The following is a 19,869-nucleotide window of genomic DNA, read 5'->3' on the forward strand; positions in this document are numbered from 1 at the left end:
GGTTATTAGTGTTTGTGGCTAATGACCATTCCTGCGTGTGGAGTAGTGCCAGTTCTTGCGGTCTGAACCTCGGCCACAAGAATGGTCAACGTACGGAACATAATTGGTTATTAGTGTTTTTGGCTAATGACCATTCCTGCGTGTGGAGTAGTGCCAGTTCTTGCGGTCCGAACCTCGGCCACAAGAATGGTCAACGTCCGGAACATAATTGGTTATTAGCGTTTTTGGCTAATAACCATTCCTGCGTGTGGAGTAGTAGCTACGATAGTCAAACGATTCCTAACCCGAATCATTGCCCTTTCTATGCGTTTTAATTTTTTATAACCGAAACGTGTTAAAGAGAGCAGTTTCCTCCGCATGCCAGTTCTTGCGGTCTGAACCTCGGCCACAAGAATGGTCAACGTCCGGAACATAATTGGTTATTAGCGTTTTTGGGCTAATAACCATCCCTGCGTGTGGAGTAGTAGCTACGATAGTCAAACGATTCCTAACCCGAATCATTCGACTATCTATGCTAATGCTCATAAACTACCGCTCTCTTTAACACTCTTTTTTATACAAACTGAATCAAACTCATCACAATCGGCACAACCACTATAAACAAAATTGTACTTGTCGTTACCAAGTTTGTCGCAAACTTCACATCACCATGCGACTCGTTCGCCAATATTGGCATTACCGCCAAACCTGGTGCCGCCGCCTGCACAATCAACGTCTGCATTTCCATCGTTGGAATTGCATGCCCCATACTTGCTCCCCACATAATCAACATCGTGATCACAATTGGTGACAACACAAATCGACCCAACAACGCAAAAATCGTATCTTTATCAAAATTAATACTCTTCAAACCGGCATCCGCCAACACAATCCCGATATAAATCAAGGACAATGGTGTAACCAAATTACCAACATAAGTTAATGTATTATTTGCCCATTCTGGCACCGGCAAACTCAAAATCAACCAAACTAACGCAACCAAAAAGCCTAACAATGGTGGTGGCAAGAGTTTCTTCCAGTTAAAGTTACCAGAACCTTTTTCACCCTTCTTCTTCGTTGGATCATCGTTTGAAATCAAGAACACACCAAATGCCCAAGTCGAAACGGTATTAGTAACATAATAAACCAAGAAATATGGCAAACTAACTGATCCAAACAACGCAATGTTTAAAGGTAGCCCAATAAAAATGGTATTTGCATTCACAACGGTATTCATAAAAATTCCACGCCGTCCTGGACGCACACGCAAAACCTTTACGGCCAACCAAGCGATGATGTAGCCAATAATGACCCCACCAAATGAATAAATTAAGCCACTCGAAAGACTAATTAATTTATTCAAAGTTAGGTACTTCATTACAGATACAAAGATTGAAGCTGGTAAAGCCACATTCATAATCAATTTTGAGATGCTGCCACTAAAGTTATCATCAAACCAGCCAATTCGGCGGAGTAAATAACCTAGGACCATCATTAGTAAAATTGTCACAATACTTTCAACAGAAGTTATAAAAGCCATGATAATCCTTCCTCTACTTAAATCCTTTTATTTTTAATATTTTAATACTTAGGTTCCCACTTCACATCGTTAATAGCCTGATCAACATCTGAAATAGGTTCTTGATTCAATTTTTGATCTACAGCACTTTGGGCAACGGCCTTTGCGACTGTAAATGAGAATTGATCAAGTTTTGAAACAGGAGGTAAAACAGCTGCTCCTGGTTTGTTACCATCCACAATACCACCCAATGAATGAGCAGCTTGTGAGATCATTTCATCATTTAATACCTTTGCAGTTGAAGCAATGACACCTAAACCTAATCCAGGATAAACTAACGCATTATTAGCCTGACCAATTTGGTAAGTGACACCATTGTAATCAACATCTGCAGCTGGAATTCCAGTTGCAACCAAAGCCTTACCATCACTCCATTTGATCAAATCTTCAGCCTTTGCTTCTGCAAGCTTCGTTGGATTTGATAATGGGAAGATAATTGGACGCTCAGTATGAGCAGCCATCTCTTTCACAACAGCTTCCGTAAAGGTTCCTGGTTGAGTTGATGTTCCCACCAAAATGGTTGGGTGAATGGCTTTAACAGCAGCTTCAAGCGTCGTTAGTTCATCAGCATTGGCAAATTCTGAACGTGAACGTGCAAATGGTTTTTGTTCTGGTGTCAAAGTTTGGTCATCATCAAACAATAAGCCTTGTTTGTCTACCATGTAGAAGTGTTTCTTAGCTTCTTCTGCGGATAAACCTTGTTGCAAGAACTCGTCGTAAATTCGCTTCGTAATACCGGCACCGGCAGTTCCTGCTCCGTATGACAAGTAAACTTGATCAGTCATCTTTTGTTTTGAAATATTCAAAGCACCAAGAATCCCAGCTAACACAATGATTCCAGTTCCCTGAATATCATCATTAAATGTGGTGATCTGGTCCTTGTACTTGTTCAAGATATTAGCAGCATTATCACGGCCAAAATCTTCAAAATGCAAGTACAGCTTAGGGAATAAGTCTTCAGCAGTATTCACAAACTGATCAACAAATTTGTAATAACGATCGCCAGTAATACGTTCGTGACGATTACCAAGGTACATAGGATTCTTTAACAAATCTTGATTGTTAGTACCTACATCAAGCACAACAGGCATTACTTGGCTAGGATCGATGCCGGCAGCAGCAGTATAAACCATGAGTTTACCAACCGAGATATCAACCCCGTTTGTGCCCCAGTCGCCAATGCCTAAGATTCCTTCAGCATCGGTTACCACGATCAAACGAATGTCGCGACCATCAGCGGCATTCTTCAATGAAGCTTTCATGCTGTCAGGATCATCGATTGACAAGAAAACGGCATTTTGTGATTGAATAAATAAATCACTGTAATTTTCGATGGTGTCGGCGATCGTTGGATCATACACAATTGGCATGAACTCGACAACGTGTTTACTAAACAATTTGTAAAACAAAACACGATTCTCGTTGAAGATTTCCATTAAGAAAATCCGTTTTTCTAAATCACTAGTTTTTGTTTGTAATTGGGCATAAGTTTGTTTAGCTTGATCATCCAAGGTTTGGACATAAGGTGGTAATAAACCAACCAAACCAAGTGATTGACGCTCTTTTTCAGTAAACGCGGTACCTTTATTTTCAAAAGGATTATTTAAAATTTCTACAGGACTTTTTGTCATATTCATAACCTCCAGTTACTTACTTTCTGTTCTCAACTAAGGGTCACTATACACGCCTCAAAAACTATAGTCAAATCTTTAAGAATGTATTAAAAAATCTAATAAGCTTTGTGAAAAGCCTAAGAGCATCACGGCTGACCATTATTAAAGTTTTTTAGGACTTTTAGATGGGATTTAATAGTCCAAAAAGTTATAATAAAAATAGTAAAGAAATAGACCGGAAAAATAGGAGGAGGAATAATTATGAGTAAAAAACTAACAAAATCATCAGATAAGATGATTGCAGGGGTAGTTGGTGGCTTTGCAGAATATATGGGAATAGATAAGACATTGGCACGAGTACTTTACGCGGCAATTTCAATCCCAGGATTTTTCCCATGTATTATTTTGTACATTGTGGCGGCATGGGTGATGCCGGAAAAAAATTAGTGAGCGGATTGAGACGGGTTTACTTTTACTAAATAAGGGCACTGGATGCGGGGAGAATTCCCCGCTGGAAGTGTGCTTATTTAGTAAAAGTGTGTCTCAAGGAGCTGTCCTAATTTAGTGAGCGGATGAAAACGTCCATGACTATACTCATAAGTGTGCCGTCAGCAGGATGAAGTCCGGCGCTAGGCATGCTTATGAGTATAGTCATGTTTTCAGGAGCTGTCCTAATATAGTGAGCGGATTGAGACGGGTTTACTTTTACTAAATAAGGGCACTGGATGCGGGGAGAATCCCCCGCTGGAAGTGTGCTTATTTAGTAAAAGTGTGTCTCAAGGAGCTGTCCTAAAAATTAGTGAGCGGAACAAACCGGGAGTCTTTAATCTATAAGTGAGATGGAGGTGGGATCGCAATCTCGCAGAAATCTTGCTTATGGATTAAAGACTGGTTTGAGGAGCTTAATTCAGGACCCGCCCAATCCCAAAAATACATCACGAGGCAAATACATGAACATCAAAGATTTTGAATATTTTCAAGCAATGATTGAAGAACGTAATTTTTCACGGGTGGCCGCCAAATTTAAAGTGAGTCAGCCAACTATTAGTACGGCCATTAAACGCCTTGAAACGGAATTCCAAACACAACTGTTTGTCCGTGATGCCAGCCAGCATAAGTTAACAACAACCTTAAGTGGCCAGCAACTGGCCAAGCACACTACCATTGTTTTGGATCAGGTAAATATTGCTCAAAGCGAAATTCGTAATATCAATACTGGAAAAGTCGTACTTGGTTTACCACCAGTAATTAGCCAGTCCTATTTCCCTCAGATTGCAGCGGAATTGGTCAAGCACGATCTCCTTTCACAAATCGTACCTATTGAACACGGTTCGGCAGAATTATTAAAACTTTTACTTAACGGCACCCTTGATATGGCTCTTGTGGGTTCCATCCAACCATTTGATTCGGCACGCCTATTTAGTCAAACTTTCGCACAAACTAAGTTTCACATCGTTGTTAGTAAAAAAAGCCCTCTTGCGGCCAAAAAGGGAATTTTGTTTCGTGATCTAAAAAATGAGAACTTCATCACCTTTGGGAGCAGTTTCGTTCATTCAGAAGCCCTCAACCAATTAAGTCATGCCAATCACTTTCGTCCAAAGATTATTTACGAAAGTAATGATCCACAAGTGATTCAAGGTATGATTGCTAAAAATGTTGGGTTGAGCTTTTTGGCTGAATCGGCCATTACAAATCCCGATGTGGTTCAACTAAAACTGTTAGATGATCCCCAACCTGAATTTTATATGAGTTTGGCCTATCGCACTAATCATATTCTGTCGCCGATTCAGAAAAAAGTCGTCGACATTTGTTTAAAAATGGAAAATAAAGCAGCTGGAAAAAATTAACTTTCCAGCTGCTTTATTATTAAGCGAATCTATTTTTAATATCTTTCAAACTGTCTAATGACCATAACTTCATCTTCTGACAATTGCCCACCAAGGTGACCAATTAACGTACGCCCAACTTTAAGATAATTTTTTCGAATTTGTGTAAAACATAAATCAATGATTGCAATTAAAAACGTGACAATCATAGCACTGTTCTGTGTTAACACGGCCCCAAATAAATTAACTGTATCGCCACTCAAAACTGTTCTTAAAAATGCAAAAATCATAATTAAATCAAGCACCACTTGAAGGCGCATGAGACCACGCATGCGATTTTTTAATTTAACAAGTTGCTGAAAGATATCCTGACGCTTCATGGTTCAGATCCTCCTGACTACAAACCGATGCTAACATCCATTATCTATCCTTTATTTTAAGCTAAATATAACTCTTGGTAAACTATTTGATTTCCACCAAAAATTATCGGACCGAATAGGCTAGATTTAGCTGTTTAAAAAGTGTTTCCACAGACATGCTGTATAGAGTCTTGAAATAATCATCCGTTTTTCCTTTGGGTGGATCCGGCAAAACAAACGCATTTTGTTGATCGTTAACCCCAATTCCAATATAGGCTCGCTCTTTAGTCTCTGCACTTTTAATTTCAGAATGAGAAATTTGAAACAACTGCCGTACTTCCAACCGCAATTGGCGTTTACTGAACACACTACCTAACGTCACAAACTCTTTGCTACCAACTGTTGGCAACTGCCATTTTTCAAGTTGAGCGTCAAATGCTTCAAAGGCTTTTACAACAGTTCTTCGCAAGGTAAACGGTGAATCAACCGGTTTGGCAGAAATAATTTGGTATACATTTTGCGCACCTGCCAGAGAAATGGGGTAATCGCGTTTGAATTGATCCGCTACTTTATCAAAGTCATTCCCGAAAAAGACGAGTGCATCCAAAATCGTTAACAAACGCAAATGCATCATCCCATCCATTTCACCATTTTCTTCTGGCTTAATGGTTTGTTGGACCCCTTTTAAATACTGTTTTTGAACCTCGTCATTCAATAAACCGTGCTGTTTTTGCCATTCATAAATTGTCAAATGAGTAATGGTATCATATAAAGTCGTGGTAACGATCATCAGTTGTTCGTCAAAATCACGATGTCCACTTGTCACGTTGAAAGAAATCGTTGGGTAGCCAGTCGCATCTAATAAAGCATGCTGCAATTCATGAGAAACGGTGTAATTCGGCGCAGTAACATCCTTCACATGAATGATCAAATTGCCATTTTGCCAACTTTGGTAGGATTGGTCATAACGCACATATCCGGATTTTTCCGTGCCATAATCGAACACCACATCACCAGAAATCTTCTGATTCACTTCATTCAGTAGTTCGTTTACTTCATTATTAAGTTGAATATCACTCATTACTTTCTCCTCGTAGTTGTTTTAAAATTTGCCGTGCAGTTTGTTCATCAATTACAGGTGCCTTTTCTAAAAGTAGCTGGGCTTCTGCGAGTTCAGCTGACGTTGCGCCATTGCTTAGCAACAATGACTTTGCTTGCAAATGCATGTGTCCTCGTTGAATTCCTTCTGAAACCAAAGCTTTTAAGGCCGCCAAGTTTTGTGCTAATCCAACACTTACAATGACTTCTTCTAATTCTTTTGCCGTTTTTACCTGCATCAAACGATGATTTAGTTGGGCTTTGCGATTAATCTTGATTGAACCGCCAACAAATCCCACTGGTAAAGGTAATGTTAAAGAACCTACCAAAAATTTATCTTCAATTTGCCAGCGACTAAGCCCTCGATATTGGCCATCTCGAGCAGCATATGCATGCGCACTGCTTTCAATGCTTCGCCAATCATTCCCGGAAGCCATTACGACAGCATCAACACCATTCATAATTCCTTTGTTATGCGTTGTCGCACGATAGGGATCAACCTGCGCTGCCTCACTGGCCATGACAATTCGATTGGCAATTTCATCTCCGTCAAACTGTTTTGTTGCTAAAGCAGTCATTGGAATTCGGCAGGTCGCAGTTGCCAAACACTCATCAGACAAATTACTCAAAATTGCCATTAAACTAGTTTGCCCAAGTTCAAGGTGTAAGAAATTCGAAACTCCTTCTAACATCGCATTAATCATATTAGCACCCATTGCTTCCTTTGTACCAATAAAAATATCTAATGAAACAAACTGGTGATCAAGCTTTCTTACACGTATTTTTTTTGCGCCACCCCCACGTTTAACAATGGATGGACGTGCATCATTAGCAGTCTGTAAAATTTTATTTTCATTTTCTCGCAAAAGCTGTGCAAGTTTTTCTGAATCATGAACATTTGCCATTAAAACTTGGCCCATCATCAATCGATCCGTTATCTTGGTCTGGATGCCGCCATCAATCGCCATTATTTTGGCGCCATTGCTTGCTGCTGCAATCACGGATGGCTCTTCTGTCACCATCGGAACTACTTTTTCTTCTCCGTTAATCACAAAGTTAACTGCAACACCTTCAGAAATCGGAAAATCCATCAAGTAATTTTCAATAATCTGATCACCTTGAGTGGTATTTTCATCTGCAATTATAGCCTCGTCGTCCGCAGTTAAGTTTAACTGTTTTTTTAGAATCGTCAGACGTTGCGCATAAGTTTGTTTATAAAATTGCTTTAAATTCATTAATTTAATTCTCCTAAAACCAAAAAACGCGGTGAAACTCATTTTTACAATGTGCTTTTCCGCTTTTGATATTTTTGTTTGGTTTAGCGATGCTGAACATACTCAGAAATGATGCCTTCACGGACACCACTTTCCGAGAAGATCACCCGATCAGCATCCAACATTTGGAGTAACATCACTAATGGTAAAATACCACCAATAATAATGTCAGCTCGTTGTGTTTCTAACCCTGGCATCTTTTTACGATTAATTAAGTTTCGGGATAACAAAGCTCGAAAAGTTTTGTTGACCACTTCTGTTTTTAAACGATAGCCATGAATATTATCTACTCGTAATATTCCTTGATGTTGGCGATTCATACGTGCCAAAGTTCGATTAGCGCCACCCAGTAAAATAATTGGTAATTGAACAGCATCCATAATCCACCAAATATCGCGAAACTGTTTATTCACAAAATTTTGAGCAGCAAATAACCGATCAGCGCGGACCACATTGTTTAAATGGAATCGTTCCGAAAGACTCACGGCGCCAAATGGTACACTTATCAAGTTGCGAGGTTTCCCATTTTCAACATGAATTAATTCACAACTAGCCCCACCAGTGTCCAGAATCAAACAATCCCGAATTTCCAGAGAATTCATGACACCTAAATAGTCATAATATGCTTCATCGTTACCCGACAAAACGTCAAGTTGAATGTCAATCTCATCTTGAACCCGGTTTAAAAATTCGGCTTGATTACGCGCCACCCGAACCGCTGCTGTCGTAATTCCACGTACCGTACGATTCGGATAGCTTTCATAGATATGCTTAAACCGTTTTAAGGCTGCCACGGTTCGGTCCATCGCCACTTGCTGCAGAATATGATTGCTGCCCATTCCTTCAGAGATGCGAGAGTCTTCCTTAATTCGCCGGACCTCATGAAAGCTTCCGTCCTCGTGAATTTCGTTAATTGCCATTCGAACTGAATTGGAACCTAAATCCACAATAACTAAGTTTTCCATTTTGACACCTCTCAATCCATCACGATAATTTAATTGTTCTTATTTTACCATGTTTTCGTTTAAACATGCGATGAACTTGCGATAAATGGGTGTCTGAGAAAATGTAAACTTACTAAAATTATGGTTTGAGTTTGATAAAGAAAGATTTCGCCTAGTTTATATTTTTGGACGGCTGCAGAAAACATGACTATAAACATAAGCATGCCCAGCGCCGGACTTCATCCTGCTGACGGCACACTTATGCTTATAGTCATGGACGTTTTTATCCGCTCACTAGGTTTTAGGACAGCTTCTCAAACCAGTCTTTAATCCATAAGCAAGATTCCTGCGGGATTGCGATCCCGCATCCATCTCACTTACGGACTAAAGACTCCCGGTTTGTTCCGCTCACTAATTTTTAGGACAGCTTCTCGAGACACACTTTTACTAAATAAGCACACTTTCATCGGGAAATCCTCCCCGCATCCAGTGCCCTTATTTAGTAAAAGCAGACCCGTCTCAATCCGCTCACTGGTTCTTAGGACAGCTCGGCAAAACAGGATAGAAAATGCAAGGCACGCCTACTGCGGGGATTTTTCCGCTTTCGGCGTGCCTTAGCCTTACATTTTCTATCCTATCCTTTTGCCTCGCTCACTTAAAATAATTAATTCCCATCGCATCCCGCACTTCATCCAAAGTTTGGTTTGCCACCTTATTCGCCTTTTCACTACCGCGCTTCAAAATATCATACACCCCAGGAATATCCTGTGCATACTGCTCTCTTCGCTCTCGAATTGGTTTCAACGTATTCTGCAACACTTCATTCAAATATCGCTTAATTTTAACGTCTCCCAATCCCCCTGCTTGATACTGGGCCTTCAAATCTGCCACTTTTTTCTTATCCTTATCAAAAATATCCAAATAAGTGAAAACTGTATTGCCTTCCACATGGCCCGGATCCGTCACCTTAATATGCTTTGGATCTGTATACATCGACATTACTTTCTTTTGAATCGTATCCTCATCATCCGACAAATAAATCGCATTATTCAATGACTTACTCATCTTTGCATTACCATCTAAGCCCGGAATTCTTCCCAATCCCTTTGGTGGGAAATATCCCTCTGGTTCAACCAAAATCTCTTTTCCATAAACATTATTAAACGTTCGCACAATTTCACGTGTCTGTTCCAGCATTGGCTCCTGATCATCGCCAACTGGCACCGTATCAGCCTTAAACGCAGTTATATCTGCAGCCTGACTCACAGGATAAATGAAGAATCCTGCCGGCACACTTTCGCCAAACTTTTTTTGCTTGATTTCTGTTTTGACCGTTGGATTTCTTTCCAAACGAGAAACAGTCACCAAATTCAAATAAGTTTCCGTCAACTCACTTAATGCAGGAATTTGTGATTGCACTAAAATTGTGGATTTTTCTGGATCAATCCCCACTGCTAAATAGTCCAAAGCTACCTGAATTAAACTATTACGAATTTTTTCTGGATCACGCGCATTGTCGGTTAAAGCCTGCATATCCGCAATCATAATATAACTGTCATAATTACCAGTATTTTGTAATTCAACTCGATTTTTAAGTGAACCCACATAATGACCAATGTGTAGCTTTCCTGTTGGGCGATCTCCGGTTAAAATTACGTGCTTTTTTGTCATAATAAAATCTCCTCTTCTTTGTGTTTTGTTTCAGTGCAAATAAAAAATCCCATCACTAGTAAGACTAGTAATAGGACGAATTCACCGTGGTGCCACCTAATTTGCAGAGTACTCTGCCACTCATTGCAGATATCGGTGCCCCGTTTAAGCGTTCTCCAAAACCCAATTCGTTTTTCTGAAATCTCTCAGCAAATGATTTCTCTCTGGCGGTGAAAAACTACTTTATTTCTTCACTGAACTTGATATGTTCATTGTACCTATCTTTAGTTTTGGGAGCAAGTCTTGTTTTTATAATAAATATTGATTCTTGTGCCAAATCTTCACCACAGGAACTTGGCCTCATCCTCCTGACAGCTCAACATCACCCGATTGACTTCGCTTGACTTTCTCCTCCAAACAGCCTAGAATATCGTAACACTAAAATGCTTTTACACTAAGGGAGTCATGCAATTGAGCACCGTTGATTCAAATGAACTTAAATCCGAACAAACCCGCGTTGATCACGTCATTCAAAAAATTGAAGCACAAGCCAATCACACTCAAAAATTGGTCGATCAGGCCCACTCCGAAACGCGATCTGTTGAAAGTAATTACTCTCAAAACGCAAAAATCAATACCTTTGAAGTTGATGATCGGATCGAAACCAATGCCGAAGTTCAACAACAAAAAGGCCTGGTTGCACGTGCCGTTGAAAACGAAAGTATCCTTAAACGACAAGTTGCTACCTACAAGCAGTTACAGGATTCACCCTATTTTGGCCGCATCGATATTCAAGATCCTGGTGAAACTGACGTAGAACCCCTATATATCGGAACCGCTTCGTTTGCTGATGAACACGAAAATTTTCTTATTTACGACTGGCGGGCGCCAATTTCAAGTATCTACTACAATGGCACTTTAGGAAATGTCTCCTACCAAACTCCTGCCGGTAAAATGAATACTGATTTGGTGAAAAAGCGCCAGTTTTCTATTCAATCTGGTAAAATCACTAACATGTTTGACACCAATGAAACTGTTGTTGATGAGATTCTGCAAGAAGTACTCGGACAACAGAATGATACTTACATGGCTAATATTGTAGCCACGATTCAAAAAGAACAAAATGACATCATTCGCGATACCACTAGTGATTTATTGGTTGTCCAAGGTGTCGCCGGTAGTGGCAAAACTTCCGCTATCTTGCAGCGAATTGCTTTTTTACTTTATCATAGTCGTACTTCGTTAAATGCGGATGAAATTGTATTGTTCTCACCTAATCGCTTGTATAGTCGATATATTTCTGACGTTTTACCAAGCTTGGGTGAACGAAACATGCGCCAAATCACGCTGGCTGATTTTCTCTCTCAACGTTTTCAGGGATTGAATGTTGAAACGGTTTTTGATCGATACGAGCACAATTCAAATATGACTGGCGCTGATGTAGAATTGGCTGAATTTATTGAAGGACCAGATTTTATGCGATTGGTTGCTAACTATGTGAACAATTTGTCCCCAGATAAAATTCAATTTACCAATGTCATGTTTGAAGAAAAGCCATTCTTTAAAGCCACTGATATTCGAAAAATTTATACAGATTTGCCGGACACAATGCGTCCAGCCGATCGCTTTTTAAAAACTAAAAACACGTTAATTAAACAATTAAAAAAACGACTTGATGAAGAAACCAATGCTGATTGGATTCATGAAACCATTGACCATTTAAGTAACGAAGAATATAACGACTTAATTGGCAAAAAGCGATTACGTGCATTTGAAAGTTATGACGATGAAATTCATTATTTAGGCCGCAAACTCGCTGCCAAACACTTCCAAGTTGTTTATGATGCTCTCTTTAATAATTATTTTATTGATGTTTATTCACAATATGTATCTTTTTTAAACCAAGTAGAATTTCCAAAAACAGTTTCATCAGCAGCAAAGCAAAAAAATCAGTTTGACTTTCAACAAGCTATTGAATATCATCGCTTACGCTTAATGGATGCTGCACCACTACTTTTAATGCGTGACTTATTCACTGGTAGTGGCCGCAACCGTCAAATTCAGCATATTTTTATTGATGAGATGCAAGATTATTCATTAGCACAAATGATGTACTTTAAACATGCGTTTTCAAACGCAAAATTTACACTTCTTGGTGATAGTGAACAAGCTCTCTTTAAAAACGTTGAAGCACCGCAAATCTTGTTAACCCATTTAAAAGAAGCTTTTAATGTTAAAAAAGCTAATTTAATCACTTTAAATCGAAGTTACCGCTCCACTTATCCCATCACCAGTTTTGCAAAAAAACTTTTACCTGACGGGGACCAGATTCAAGCCTTCAATCGCGAGGGCAGTTTACCAAGCGTCGTCATTCGTGACACAGTTGCGGATGGTAATCAGGCCTTAATTGCAATTTGTAAAAAAGAACTCCAAACATACGGAACAGTAGCTATTTTGACGCGTAACATGACAGAAAGTCAGCATGTTTTTGAGAACATTCATCGGGCTACTAACGCCAATCTGCTTTCAGATGCGGATTTAGCTTTGCCTAAGGGTGTCTTGATTATGCCCATTTATTTGGCTAAGGGGCTAGAATTCGACTCTGTTATTGCCTACAATATTTCACAAAATAATTACCCCGACCAAAGTTCTACCGGAATTTTATACACGATGGCTTCGCGGGCAATGCACAGTCTAACCTTGTTAAGCATTGGTGCTGCATCCCCGCTTATTAACGAAGTTGTTAATGATCACGAACATTTAGTTCAAATTAAATAATTTTTTTGTAAACAAAAAGCGATAAAATCAAACCAAAACCGGTTTGTCCTATCGCTTTTATTGAGTCTAAACTTTTCTGGTATTGGTGAATAACTAATACCAGTTTTTTGTCTATTTTAAAAATCAGAAAAATAAAAAGGACACCTGTCCTCTTTGAGTTATGATTTAATCACCAAAACAAATCGAAAAGAGAAAATTCAGATGTCCCTAATTATTTCTATCTTAAGTTTATTCGAAATAACTGACCTAATTTCATTTTTGTTTATTACCATGGATGGTATAAGTGCTACCACTCAAATTCCCATGAGCATCTGTTGCAAAATCAGCTGTTTGAACCATCATTTCTGATGAAGAGTTATCATCTTTATCACTATTACCTGAAGCACGCTCAGTTGTCTGACTTGCTTCGCTTTGCGCGTTACTAATTGCACGTGAAGTTTCTTGGAACTGTGTCACAGGAATAGCTGCTTGCTGATATTCGTCATTCAAATCGGCCGCTTCAACCGTGGTAGCTGCTGTTGCCCCCGCAAACTTAGATAAGTTTTCTAAGTATGGTGAACGATCTACTCGCTGATGTGTTGTCGTAACTTGCTGTAAGGCTGCTGTTGCGCGACTAACCTGTTGAACAACCTTAGAAATAGAAGCGGTGACCACACTTGATTCATCGGTTTTTGAACTACTTGTCTGAACGGTTGCTGATGACGCAGCTTTAGCATCCACACCTACAGAAGCTGAACTAGCAGTTGTAGAGGTCGATTTACTTGAAGCCGTTGAGCCAGCAGCGACTGAACTAATGCTCTCAGAACTAGCTTCAGAAACTGAGCTTGCTTCACTACTTGTTTGGTCGGCTTTTATATCAGAGGAAGAACCTTGGTCAGCTGAACTTGATGCTGAAGAAGCCACGCTGGTCGCCTCAGAACTGTCAGAAGCTGACACGCTACTAGCAACACTGCTAAACGCAGCCACACTAGACGCACTGGAACTGACAGCTACTGCAGAACTTGCGGCAGCTGCTGAACTGACGCTTGCACTTGAGCTACTTACGCTAGATGGCGTCCAAGTACTAACAGCAGAGCTACTTACACCACTTGAAACGACAGCCGAACTTGCAGCTACTGAGCTTGACGAAGCCACAGAACTGGTTGCTGAACTCGTTTTGGCACTTGAACTTGCTGTTGAACTGGCAACACTACTTGAACTTACTGAGGAAGTAGCACTACTTACAGCTACAGAACTTGCACTACTTGCTGTGCTCGTTGTTGCACTAGCCGCATAAGAACTGGAATATGCGTAACTGCTTGATTTAGTTGTTTTACCAGCCTGCGTCGTGTTATTAGTATCTGCTAATACTGGTGTTGTTTCATTAAAAGCCACGGCAGCATTGATACCAACTAAAACAAGCCCAGCATATAGCCATTGCTTATGCACTTTGTACATTTTAAAGTGCAATTTTTCGTCTTTCTGATGACCAAAAGTATGTTTATCACTATTCTTCATATATAATAACCCCCAAACTTACAGAATTTAAGATTCTCTAAAGGTAATTATACGACATTTTTTAAGTTTTGAATACATCATAAAGTAAAATTTATCACATTTATTTGTTCAATTGAATAACCTATTTCGTGGCTAAGTTCCGTTGATGCGTAATAGCATGTTTTAAAATAAACGGCGCAATAAGTGTGACCAAAATAATTACCAAAATGACATCTGAATAATGCGTGGGATCAATCAATTTAGCCGCAAACCCTATTTGGGCCGTGATTAAGCCCATTTCTCCTCGTGAAATCATTCCGGCACCGATGACGTAATTACTAGACAAATCAAACCCTGATATTTTGCCACCAAGGCCACAGCCAAATAATTTTGTCCCGATACCTAAAATGGTCATCAACAGCACAAAGCCAAGAGATTGCCATAAATGGGAAAAATTCATATTTAGGCCCACACTCACGAAGAACATGGGGATAAAAATCGCATAGCCAATTGGCTCTACACTTTCGCCAATTTCTTCGTGAGCGGGTGTCAATGCCACCGCAATCCCGGCAAAAAACGCACCAACTGCACCACTTAAACCGACTAGTTCAGCCAACCATGCCATGGATAAACAAATGACCATTGACATGATTGTGCGACTTGAAGTCATAAAAAGACGATCCGCCGTTCTCATTAAATATGGTGCAATCCATTTGATAAGTAGATAAACACCAACAAAATACAAAATTTGTTTTAAAATAACCAGCACCAAGTTCTGATTGCCGCTGGATTCACCCATCATGCTAACCATAATGCTTAGCAAAATCACACCAATAATATCATCCGCAACTGCGGCTCCTAGAATTGTGGCGCCTTCTTTGGTGTCCAATGCATGAAATTCCTTTAGCACTTCTACCGAAATACTAACCGATGTGGCCGAAAATACCACGCCCAAGAAAAAGCACTCTAAGCGGCTAAAATGAAAGAAAAGTCCTGAGGTTCCCATAATTACTACCGGAAAAATAACACCAATTACCGCAACGATTAAAGCGGGCCGCAAGTATTTTTTTAGCAGAGCAATGTTGCTCTCCAAACCAGCGATGAACATTAAAATAATAACGCCCAAATCGGAAAAAACTTGCACCAAACTGTTTAATTGAACCCAATTCAAAATAGCCGGACCCAAAACGACTCCGACTAAAAGTTGCCCAATGACACCTGGGACACCCATCCGTTGGCTATAATGCCCAACAAACAACGTTAAAAAAAGTACCAAAGCAAGTGTCCCAATGAATTCCATATAGTTACCTCCACAAGTTTACATTAAATAGGGTAAATCACTTGCAGCTGTTGGGTAAGCAAAAATTGTTTGCTTTAAGTTTTCAGGAGTTAACTGACGATTAATAGCCATCGCAAAATAGTTGATTAAATCATCCGCTTCACCACTCATGAGGCTTGCTCCAACAACTGCACCAGTTTTTTTAGATGTTATTACTGTAGCATGTGCCAACGGTTCGTTCAAGCGGTGATAGGTAAACCAGCCTGTCAAATCAAAGTTTTGAACAGTATAATTATTTTTTTGCGTTTGTGCTTCTTCGGCGCCGACACCAACCTTGGCCAAACGTGGCGTTCCATAGACAACGGTTGGAATCGCCGGATACTGAATAGCTTTAGTTTCACCAGCAAAAGATTCTGCCAAATATTGCGCTTCAAATCCAGAAACTGGTGTTAATTTAGGTTGTGATTTATCCACAACATCCCCGATCGCAAAAATATTTTTAGCAGTCGTTTGAAGATGATCATCAACCTTGATCCCACGTTTGGAAAATTCCACGCCAACTTTATCTAAATCTAAAGTGTCATCGTTGGGAACTCTGCCTGCTGTACAAAAGACTTTATCGGTTTGTAAACTGAAGCCTTGTGCACTCACTAACTCGTAGCCATCGGCATTTTTTTCAATCCGACTAATATCAACGCCAAAATGAAAGCGAACGCCCTGCTCTTCAAGTTGGGAAACCAATTGATTAACGTCTGCTTTTGCGAAAGCTTTCAGTGGTCGGTCATTATGATGAATAATATGAACCTCAGCACCCGCGGTAATTGCCATTGCCGCAAATTCAAATGCAATATAGCCACCACCGACAAATGACACTGAGTGGGGCATATTGGTCATTTTTAAGAAATCCGTACTTGTTCTAAAATGCTTTTTCCCATCAATATCAAGTAATCCCGGGCGAGCACCAGTGGCCACCACAAATTTATCGGCAATCACTTTAGTCTGATCGGCTAAAACAGTATGGTTATCAACAAACTTAACTGATCCATCAATGACAGTAATCCCAGCTTTTTTTAAACCAGCCTTGGTGCCATCCGAAACTGGATCGGTAAATGTCTTCTCGAATTTGATCAAAGCTGGCCAGTCAATATTTGGTGCACTCTGCAAACCTTTACCTACCAAATATGCAGAATGGCGCCGTGCTTCAACTGCCGCTAATAAAACCTTTTTTGGATCACATCCCCGATTCGGACAAGTCCCACCCCAAAGATTTTCTTCAATAACTGCGACCTTCAAATTTTGTGCTTTTAACGCATATGCAAGTGCAGAGCCACCGGGTCCAGCACCAATAATGGCAACATCAAATTTATCCATGATTTAACCCCTCCGTTTTTGACCTTTTGTCTACATTCTAACGCTTAACTTCACTAAGATAACGCATAACCTGTTGACGATTCAAATAACCAACCACTTGATCAGAACGGTTGACACTAACTTCTGCTGTTTTGCTTAATAGTTGAAAGGCCATTTCTAGTGTGTCGCTTTCGGTGAGTTGTGGTTCCAGATTGGTTCCGGTTTGTTTTCGATAAGTATAGCCCGTTTTAATCAGTTTACCGACTGGTGTTTCGAAGACATTTTTCGCGACGGTACCAGCAAAAAAGTTTTCAACAAATTCATTTACTGGATGTTGGGCAATATCATCCGGAGTATCCACCTGTAACAGCTTTCCATGACTCATTATGCCAATTCGGTCTCCCAGTTTCAGAGCCTCATCCATATCATGCGTAACAAACACAATTGTGTTGTGCATATTATGATGCAAATCTAAAACTAAATCTTGCAGTTGGGTTCGCACAATTGGATCCAGCGCGCTGAATGGTTCATCAAACAGAACAATCGGCGGTTTGGCAGCCAATGCCCGAATAATTCCAATTCGTTGTTGCTCACCACCGGAAAGTTCACTTGGGAGTCGATCACGATATTTTTCCGGATCAAGGCCGACCTGTGACAACAAACTATCCACAATTTTAGCCGTTTGTTTTTTGGGCATTTTTTTCATATCGGGAATGACACTAACATTCTGGGCCACCGTCATGGTTGGAAACAACGCAATCTGCTGTAAAACGTAACCAATATCTAAACGTAAACTTTGTTTATCAAATTCCTTCAGCTTTTTACCGTTAAAAAGAATATCACCATCCGTTTGTGTAATTAACTGGTTAATCATTTTTAACGTCGTAGTTTTCCCGCTACCAGACGTTCCTACCAAAACAAACAATTCTCCAGGTTTAATCGCTAAATTTAAATCCTGAATTGCTAGATTTTCGCCAAACTCTTTACGCACATTTTTAAATTCAATGATTGGTTGTTTATTAGTCATTATTTGGCATCCTCCAACAATCCATGAGAAATCAAATACTGTCTCGCGACTTTTGCTGCGGACTCTTTTTTTACATTGACCTCATAATTCATTTTTTGCATATCTTCATCAGAAATTTTTCCTGCTAATTTATTTAAAGCTGCCACAATTTTTGGATGACTGGAAGCTAATTTTTCAGACATCACTGGTGCTCCTTGATAAGGTGGAAAAACATGTTTGTTATCCTTTAACATAACCAAGTCTAATTGTTTTAACTGACTATCCGTTGAATACGCATCCCCGACGTTGATGTTCCCGCGTTTGAGCGCTTCATAACGCAAACTTGCTTGCATTGAGCTAGCTTTAATATTTAGATCGTACTTTTTATTAATTCCTTTGAGTCCATCCGTCCGGTTAATAAATTCAAGCGTCATGCCAGCCTTGATTTGACTTTCAATTGACTTCAAATCGCCAATGGTTTTTAAATTATACTTTTTAGCAAACGATTTTCTCACCACAAGGGCAAATGTATTTTGATATTTCATCGGCTTCAAATAAGTCATATTATATTGCTTTTTAAGGTCATTTCGCGCCTTAACATAAGTTTCGTGGGCGCTTAAATTCGAATTGTTTCCTGAACTTTTTACCAAGCTTTCTAACACAGTTCCCGAAAACTCTGGGTAAATATCAATACTCTTACTCTTCAACGCATTGAATAAGAAACTGGTGGTTCCAAAATTAGGTTTTAAAGTAACCGTCACGCTTTTATCACTTTGTTCAATCAAGTCTTTATACATATGAATTAAAATATTTGGTTCTGATCCGAGTTTCCCAGCAATTACAATATTTTCTTTGGGTTGTGAAACAGCTTGATAACCACTCACACCAACAAATCCCACAACGATTACCCCAACTGTGGCAATCACCGTTCGTAACCGTGCTGTCTGTAAAAATTTGATCAAGGTACTTAAAATGATCGCCAGTAATGCTGAAGTTACAGCGCCAATTACGATTAAGGAAGTATCATTTTGATCAATTCCCAATAAAATAAAGTTTCCTAAGCCACCGGCACCAATCAATGCAGCTAGGGTTGCCGTTCCCACAATCAGAACCAATGCTGTTCGGATTCCAGAAATAATTACAGGTAATGCGATTGGAATTTCCACTTTAAAAAGTTTACGCATTCGTGACATTCCAAACGCGTCTGCTGCTTCTTCTAAAGAAGGATCAATTTCATCAATTCCCACGTATGTATTTTGGAAAATGGGTAACAAAGCATAAATGACCAAAGCAATTATCGCTGGAACACTGCCAATTCCCACAAATGGAATCAATAATCCTAATAATGCCAATGAAGGAATCGTTTGTAAAACGCTGGTCACCTGTAATAAAAACTCGGCCACATTTCTATGATGAGTAGCCCAAATAGCTAATGGCACTGCAATCACGATTGCGATTAATAATGCTGTTAGCGAAATTTGCAAATGTTCCCATAACGCTTGAAGCAATTGCGTTCGCTGATCTAAAAAAGTATTCCATAAAGTTGTCATTATGACGCTCCCAATAAATTTATTGCTTCTATTCTCTCACATAACCTAAAAATATCCATGCAATATACTCAATAAAGCTCAATTGACCAAATCACTAGTCAATTGAGC

General features: G+C 39.6%; 15 protein-coding genes and 1 other annotated feature. Of the genes, 3 read left to right on the forward strand and 12 right to left on the reverse strand.

The window, feature by feature from the left end:
• Positions 1 to 553: 553 nt before the first annotated feature.
• Complete coding sequence (locus AB3217_RS10000) at positions 554 to 1,519, reverse strand: AEC family transporter (protein ID WP_367366068.1); 966 nt, start codon at positions 1,517 to 1,519, stop codon at positions 554 to 556.
• Positions 1,520 to 1,560: 41 nt separating this feature from the next.
• Complete coding sequence (locus AB3217_RS10005; RefSeq protein WP_367366069.1) at positions 1,561 to 3,189, reverse strand: malolactic enzyme; 1,629 nt, start codon at positions 3,187 to 3,189, stop codon at positions 1,561 to 1,563.
• Between the two features lie 243 nt (positions 3,190 to 3,432).
• Here AB3217_RS10005 and AB3217_RS10010 point away from each other — a divergent pair, with 243 nt between their 5' ends.
• Positions 3,433 to 3,618: a PspC domain-containing protein gene (locus AB3217_RS10010; RefSeq protein WP_057784560.1), complete on the forward strand. Its 186-nt coding sequence runs from the start codon at positions 3,433 to 3,435 to the stop codon at positions 3,616 to 3,618.
• Positions 3,619 to 4,121: 503 nt separating this feature from the next.
• Positions 4,122 to 5,018, forward strand: coding sequence for a LysR family transcriptional regulator (locus AB3217_RS10015; RefSeq protein ID WP_317763045.1), 897 nt, complete (start codon positions 4,122 to 4,124; stop codon positions 5,016 to 5,018).
• A gap of 35 nt (positions 5,019 to 5,053) precedes the next feature.
• Here AB3217_RS10015 and AB3217_RS10020 read toward each other — a convergent pair whose 3' ends face one another.
• From AB3217_RS10020 to trpS, 5 genes are all read right to left on the reverse strand, one after another.
• Positions 5,054 to 5,377 (reverse strand): hypothetical protein, encoded by a 324-nt coding sequence (locus AB3217_RS10020; protein ID WP_367366070.1) that lies wholly within the window; start codon positions 5,375 to 5,377, stop codon positions 5,054 to 5,056.
• Between the two features lie 103 nt (positions 5,378 to 5,480).
• Positions 5,481 to 6,437, reverse strand: a complete 957-nt coding sequence (locus tag AB3217_RS10025; RefSeq protein ID WP_367366071.1) for an IpaB/EvcA family protein — start codon at positions 6,435 to 6,437, stop codon at positions 5,481 to 5,483.
• On the reverse strand, positions 6,430 to 7,731 hold the full coding sequence (locus AB3217_RS10030) for a hydroxymethylglutaryl-CoA reductase, degradative (RefSeq protein WP_367366072.1): 1,302 nt from the start codon (positions 7,729 to 7,731) through the stop codon (positions 6,430 to 6,432). Before AB3217_RS10030 ends, AB3217_RS10025 begins: the two co-directional genes overlap by 8 nt.
• 41 nt (positions 7,732 to 7,772) lie before the next feature.
• On the reverse strand, positions 7,773 to 8,693 hold the full coding sequence (locus AB3217_RS10035; RefSeq protein ID WP_367366073.1) for an exopolyphosphatase: 921 nt from the start codon (positions 8,691 to 8,693) through the stop codon (positions 7,773 to 7,775).
• Between the two features lie 630 nt (positions 8,694 to 9,323).
• Positions 9,324 to 10,343 carry a tryptophan--tRNA ligase gene (trpS, locus tag AB3217_RS10040; RefSeq protein WP_057784554.1) on the reverse strand — a complete coding sequence of 340 codons (1,020 nt, stop codon included), beginning with the start codon at positions 10,341 to 10,343 and terminating at the stop codon, positions 9,324 to 9,326.
• A gap of 68 nt (positions 10,344 to 10,411) precedes the next feature.
• Positions 10,412 to 10,586, reverse strand: a binding site (T-box leader).
• 207 nt (positions 10,587 to 10,793) lie between these two features.
• Between trpS and helD the strand changes: the two genes are divergently transcribed.
• The gene (helD, locus tag AB3217_RS10045) at positions 10,794 to 13,100 is read left to right on the forward strand and encodes an RNA polymerase recycling motor HelD (RefSeq protein ID WP_367366074.1); all 2,307 of its coding nucleotides are present in this window, start codon (positions 10,794 to 10,796) and stop codon (positions 13,098 to 13,100) included.
• A 252-nt stretch (positions 13,101 to 13,352) separates the two neighbouring features.
• Here the strand turns inward: helD and AB3217_RS10050 are convergent, their stop codons facing one another.
• From AB3217_RS10050 to AB3217_RS10070, 5 genes are all read right to left on the reverse strand, one after another.
• The gene (locus AB3217_RS10050; RefSeq protein WP_367366075.1) at positions 13,353 to 14,597 is read right to left on the reverse strand and encodes a KxYKxGKxW signal peptide domain-containing protein; all 1,245 of its coding nucleotides are present in this window, start codon (positions 14,595 to 14,597) and stop codon (positions 13,353 to 13,355) included.
• Positions 14,598 to 14,718: 121 nt separating this feature from the next.
• The gene (locus AB3217_RS10055; protein ID WP_367366076.1) at positions 14,719 to 15,876 is read right to left on the reverse strand and encodes a cation:proton antiporter; all 1,158 of its coding nucleotides are present in this window, start codon (positions 15,874 to 15,876) and stop codon (positions 14,719 to 14,721) included.
• Between the two features lie 18 nt (positions 15,877 to 15,894).
• A complete protein-coding gene (locus AB3217_RS10060; protein WP_367366077.1) occupies positions 15,895 to 17,226 on the reverse strand; it encodes an NAD(P)/FAD-dependent oxidoreductase in 1,332 nt (443 codons plus the stop codon).
• Between the two features lie 37 nt (positions 17,227 to 17,263).
• Positions 17,264 to 18,232: an ABC transporter ATP-binding protein gene (locus tag AB3217_RS10065; protein ID WP_367366078.1), complete on the reverse strand. Its 969-nt coding sequence runs from the start codon at positions 18,230 to 18,232 to the stop codon at positions 17,264 to 17,266.
• The gene (locus AB3217_RS10070) at positions 18,232 to 19,761 is read right to left on the reverse strand and encodes an ABC transporter permease/substrate-binding protein (RefSeq protein WP_367366079.1); all 1,530 of its coding nucleotides are present in this window, start codon (positions 19,759 to 19,761) and stop codon (positions 18,232 to 18,234) included. Before AB3217_RS10070 ends, AB3217_RS10065 begins: the two co-directional genes overlap by 1 nt.
• Positions 19,762 to 19,869: the final 108 nt, after the last annotated feature.

Source organism: Pediococcus parvulus (assembly GCF_964063155.1).
In the GTDB taxonomy this organism is placed as follows: domain Bacteria; phylum Bacillota; class Bacilli; order Lactobacillales; family Lactobacillaceae; genus Pediococcus; species Pediococcus parvulus.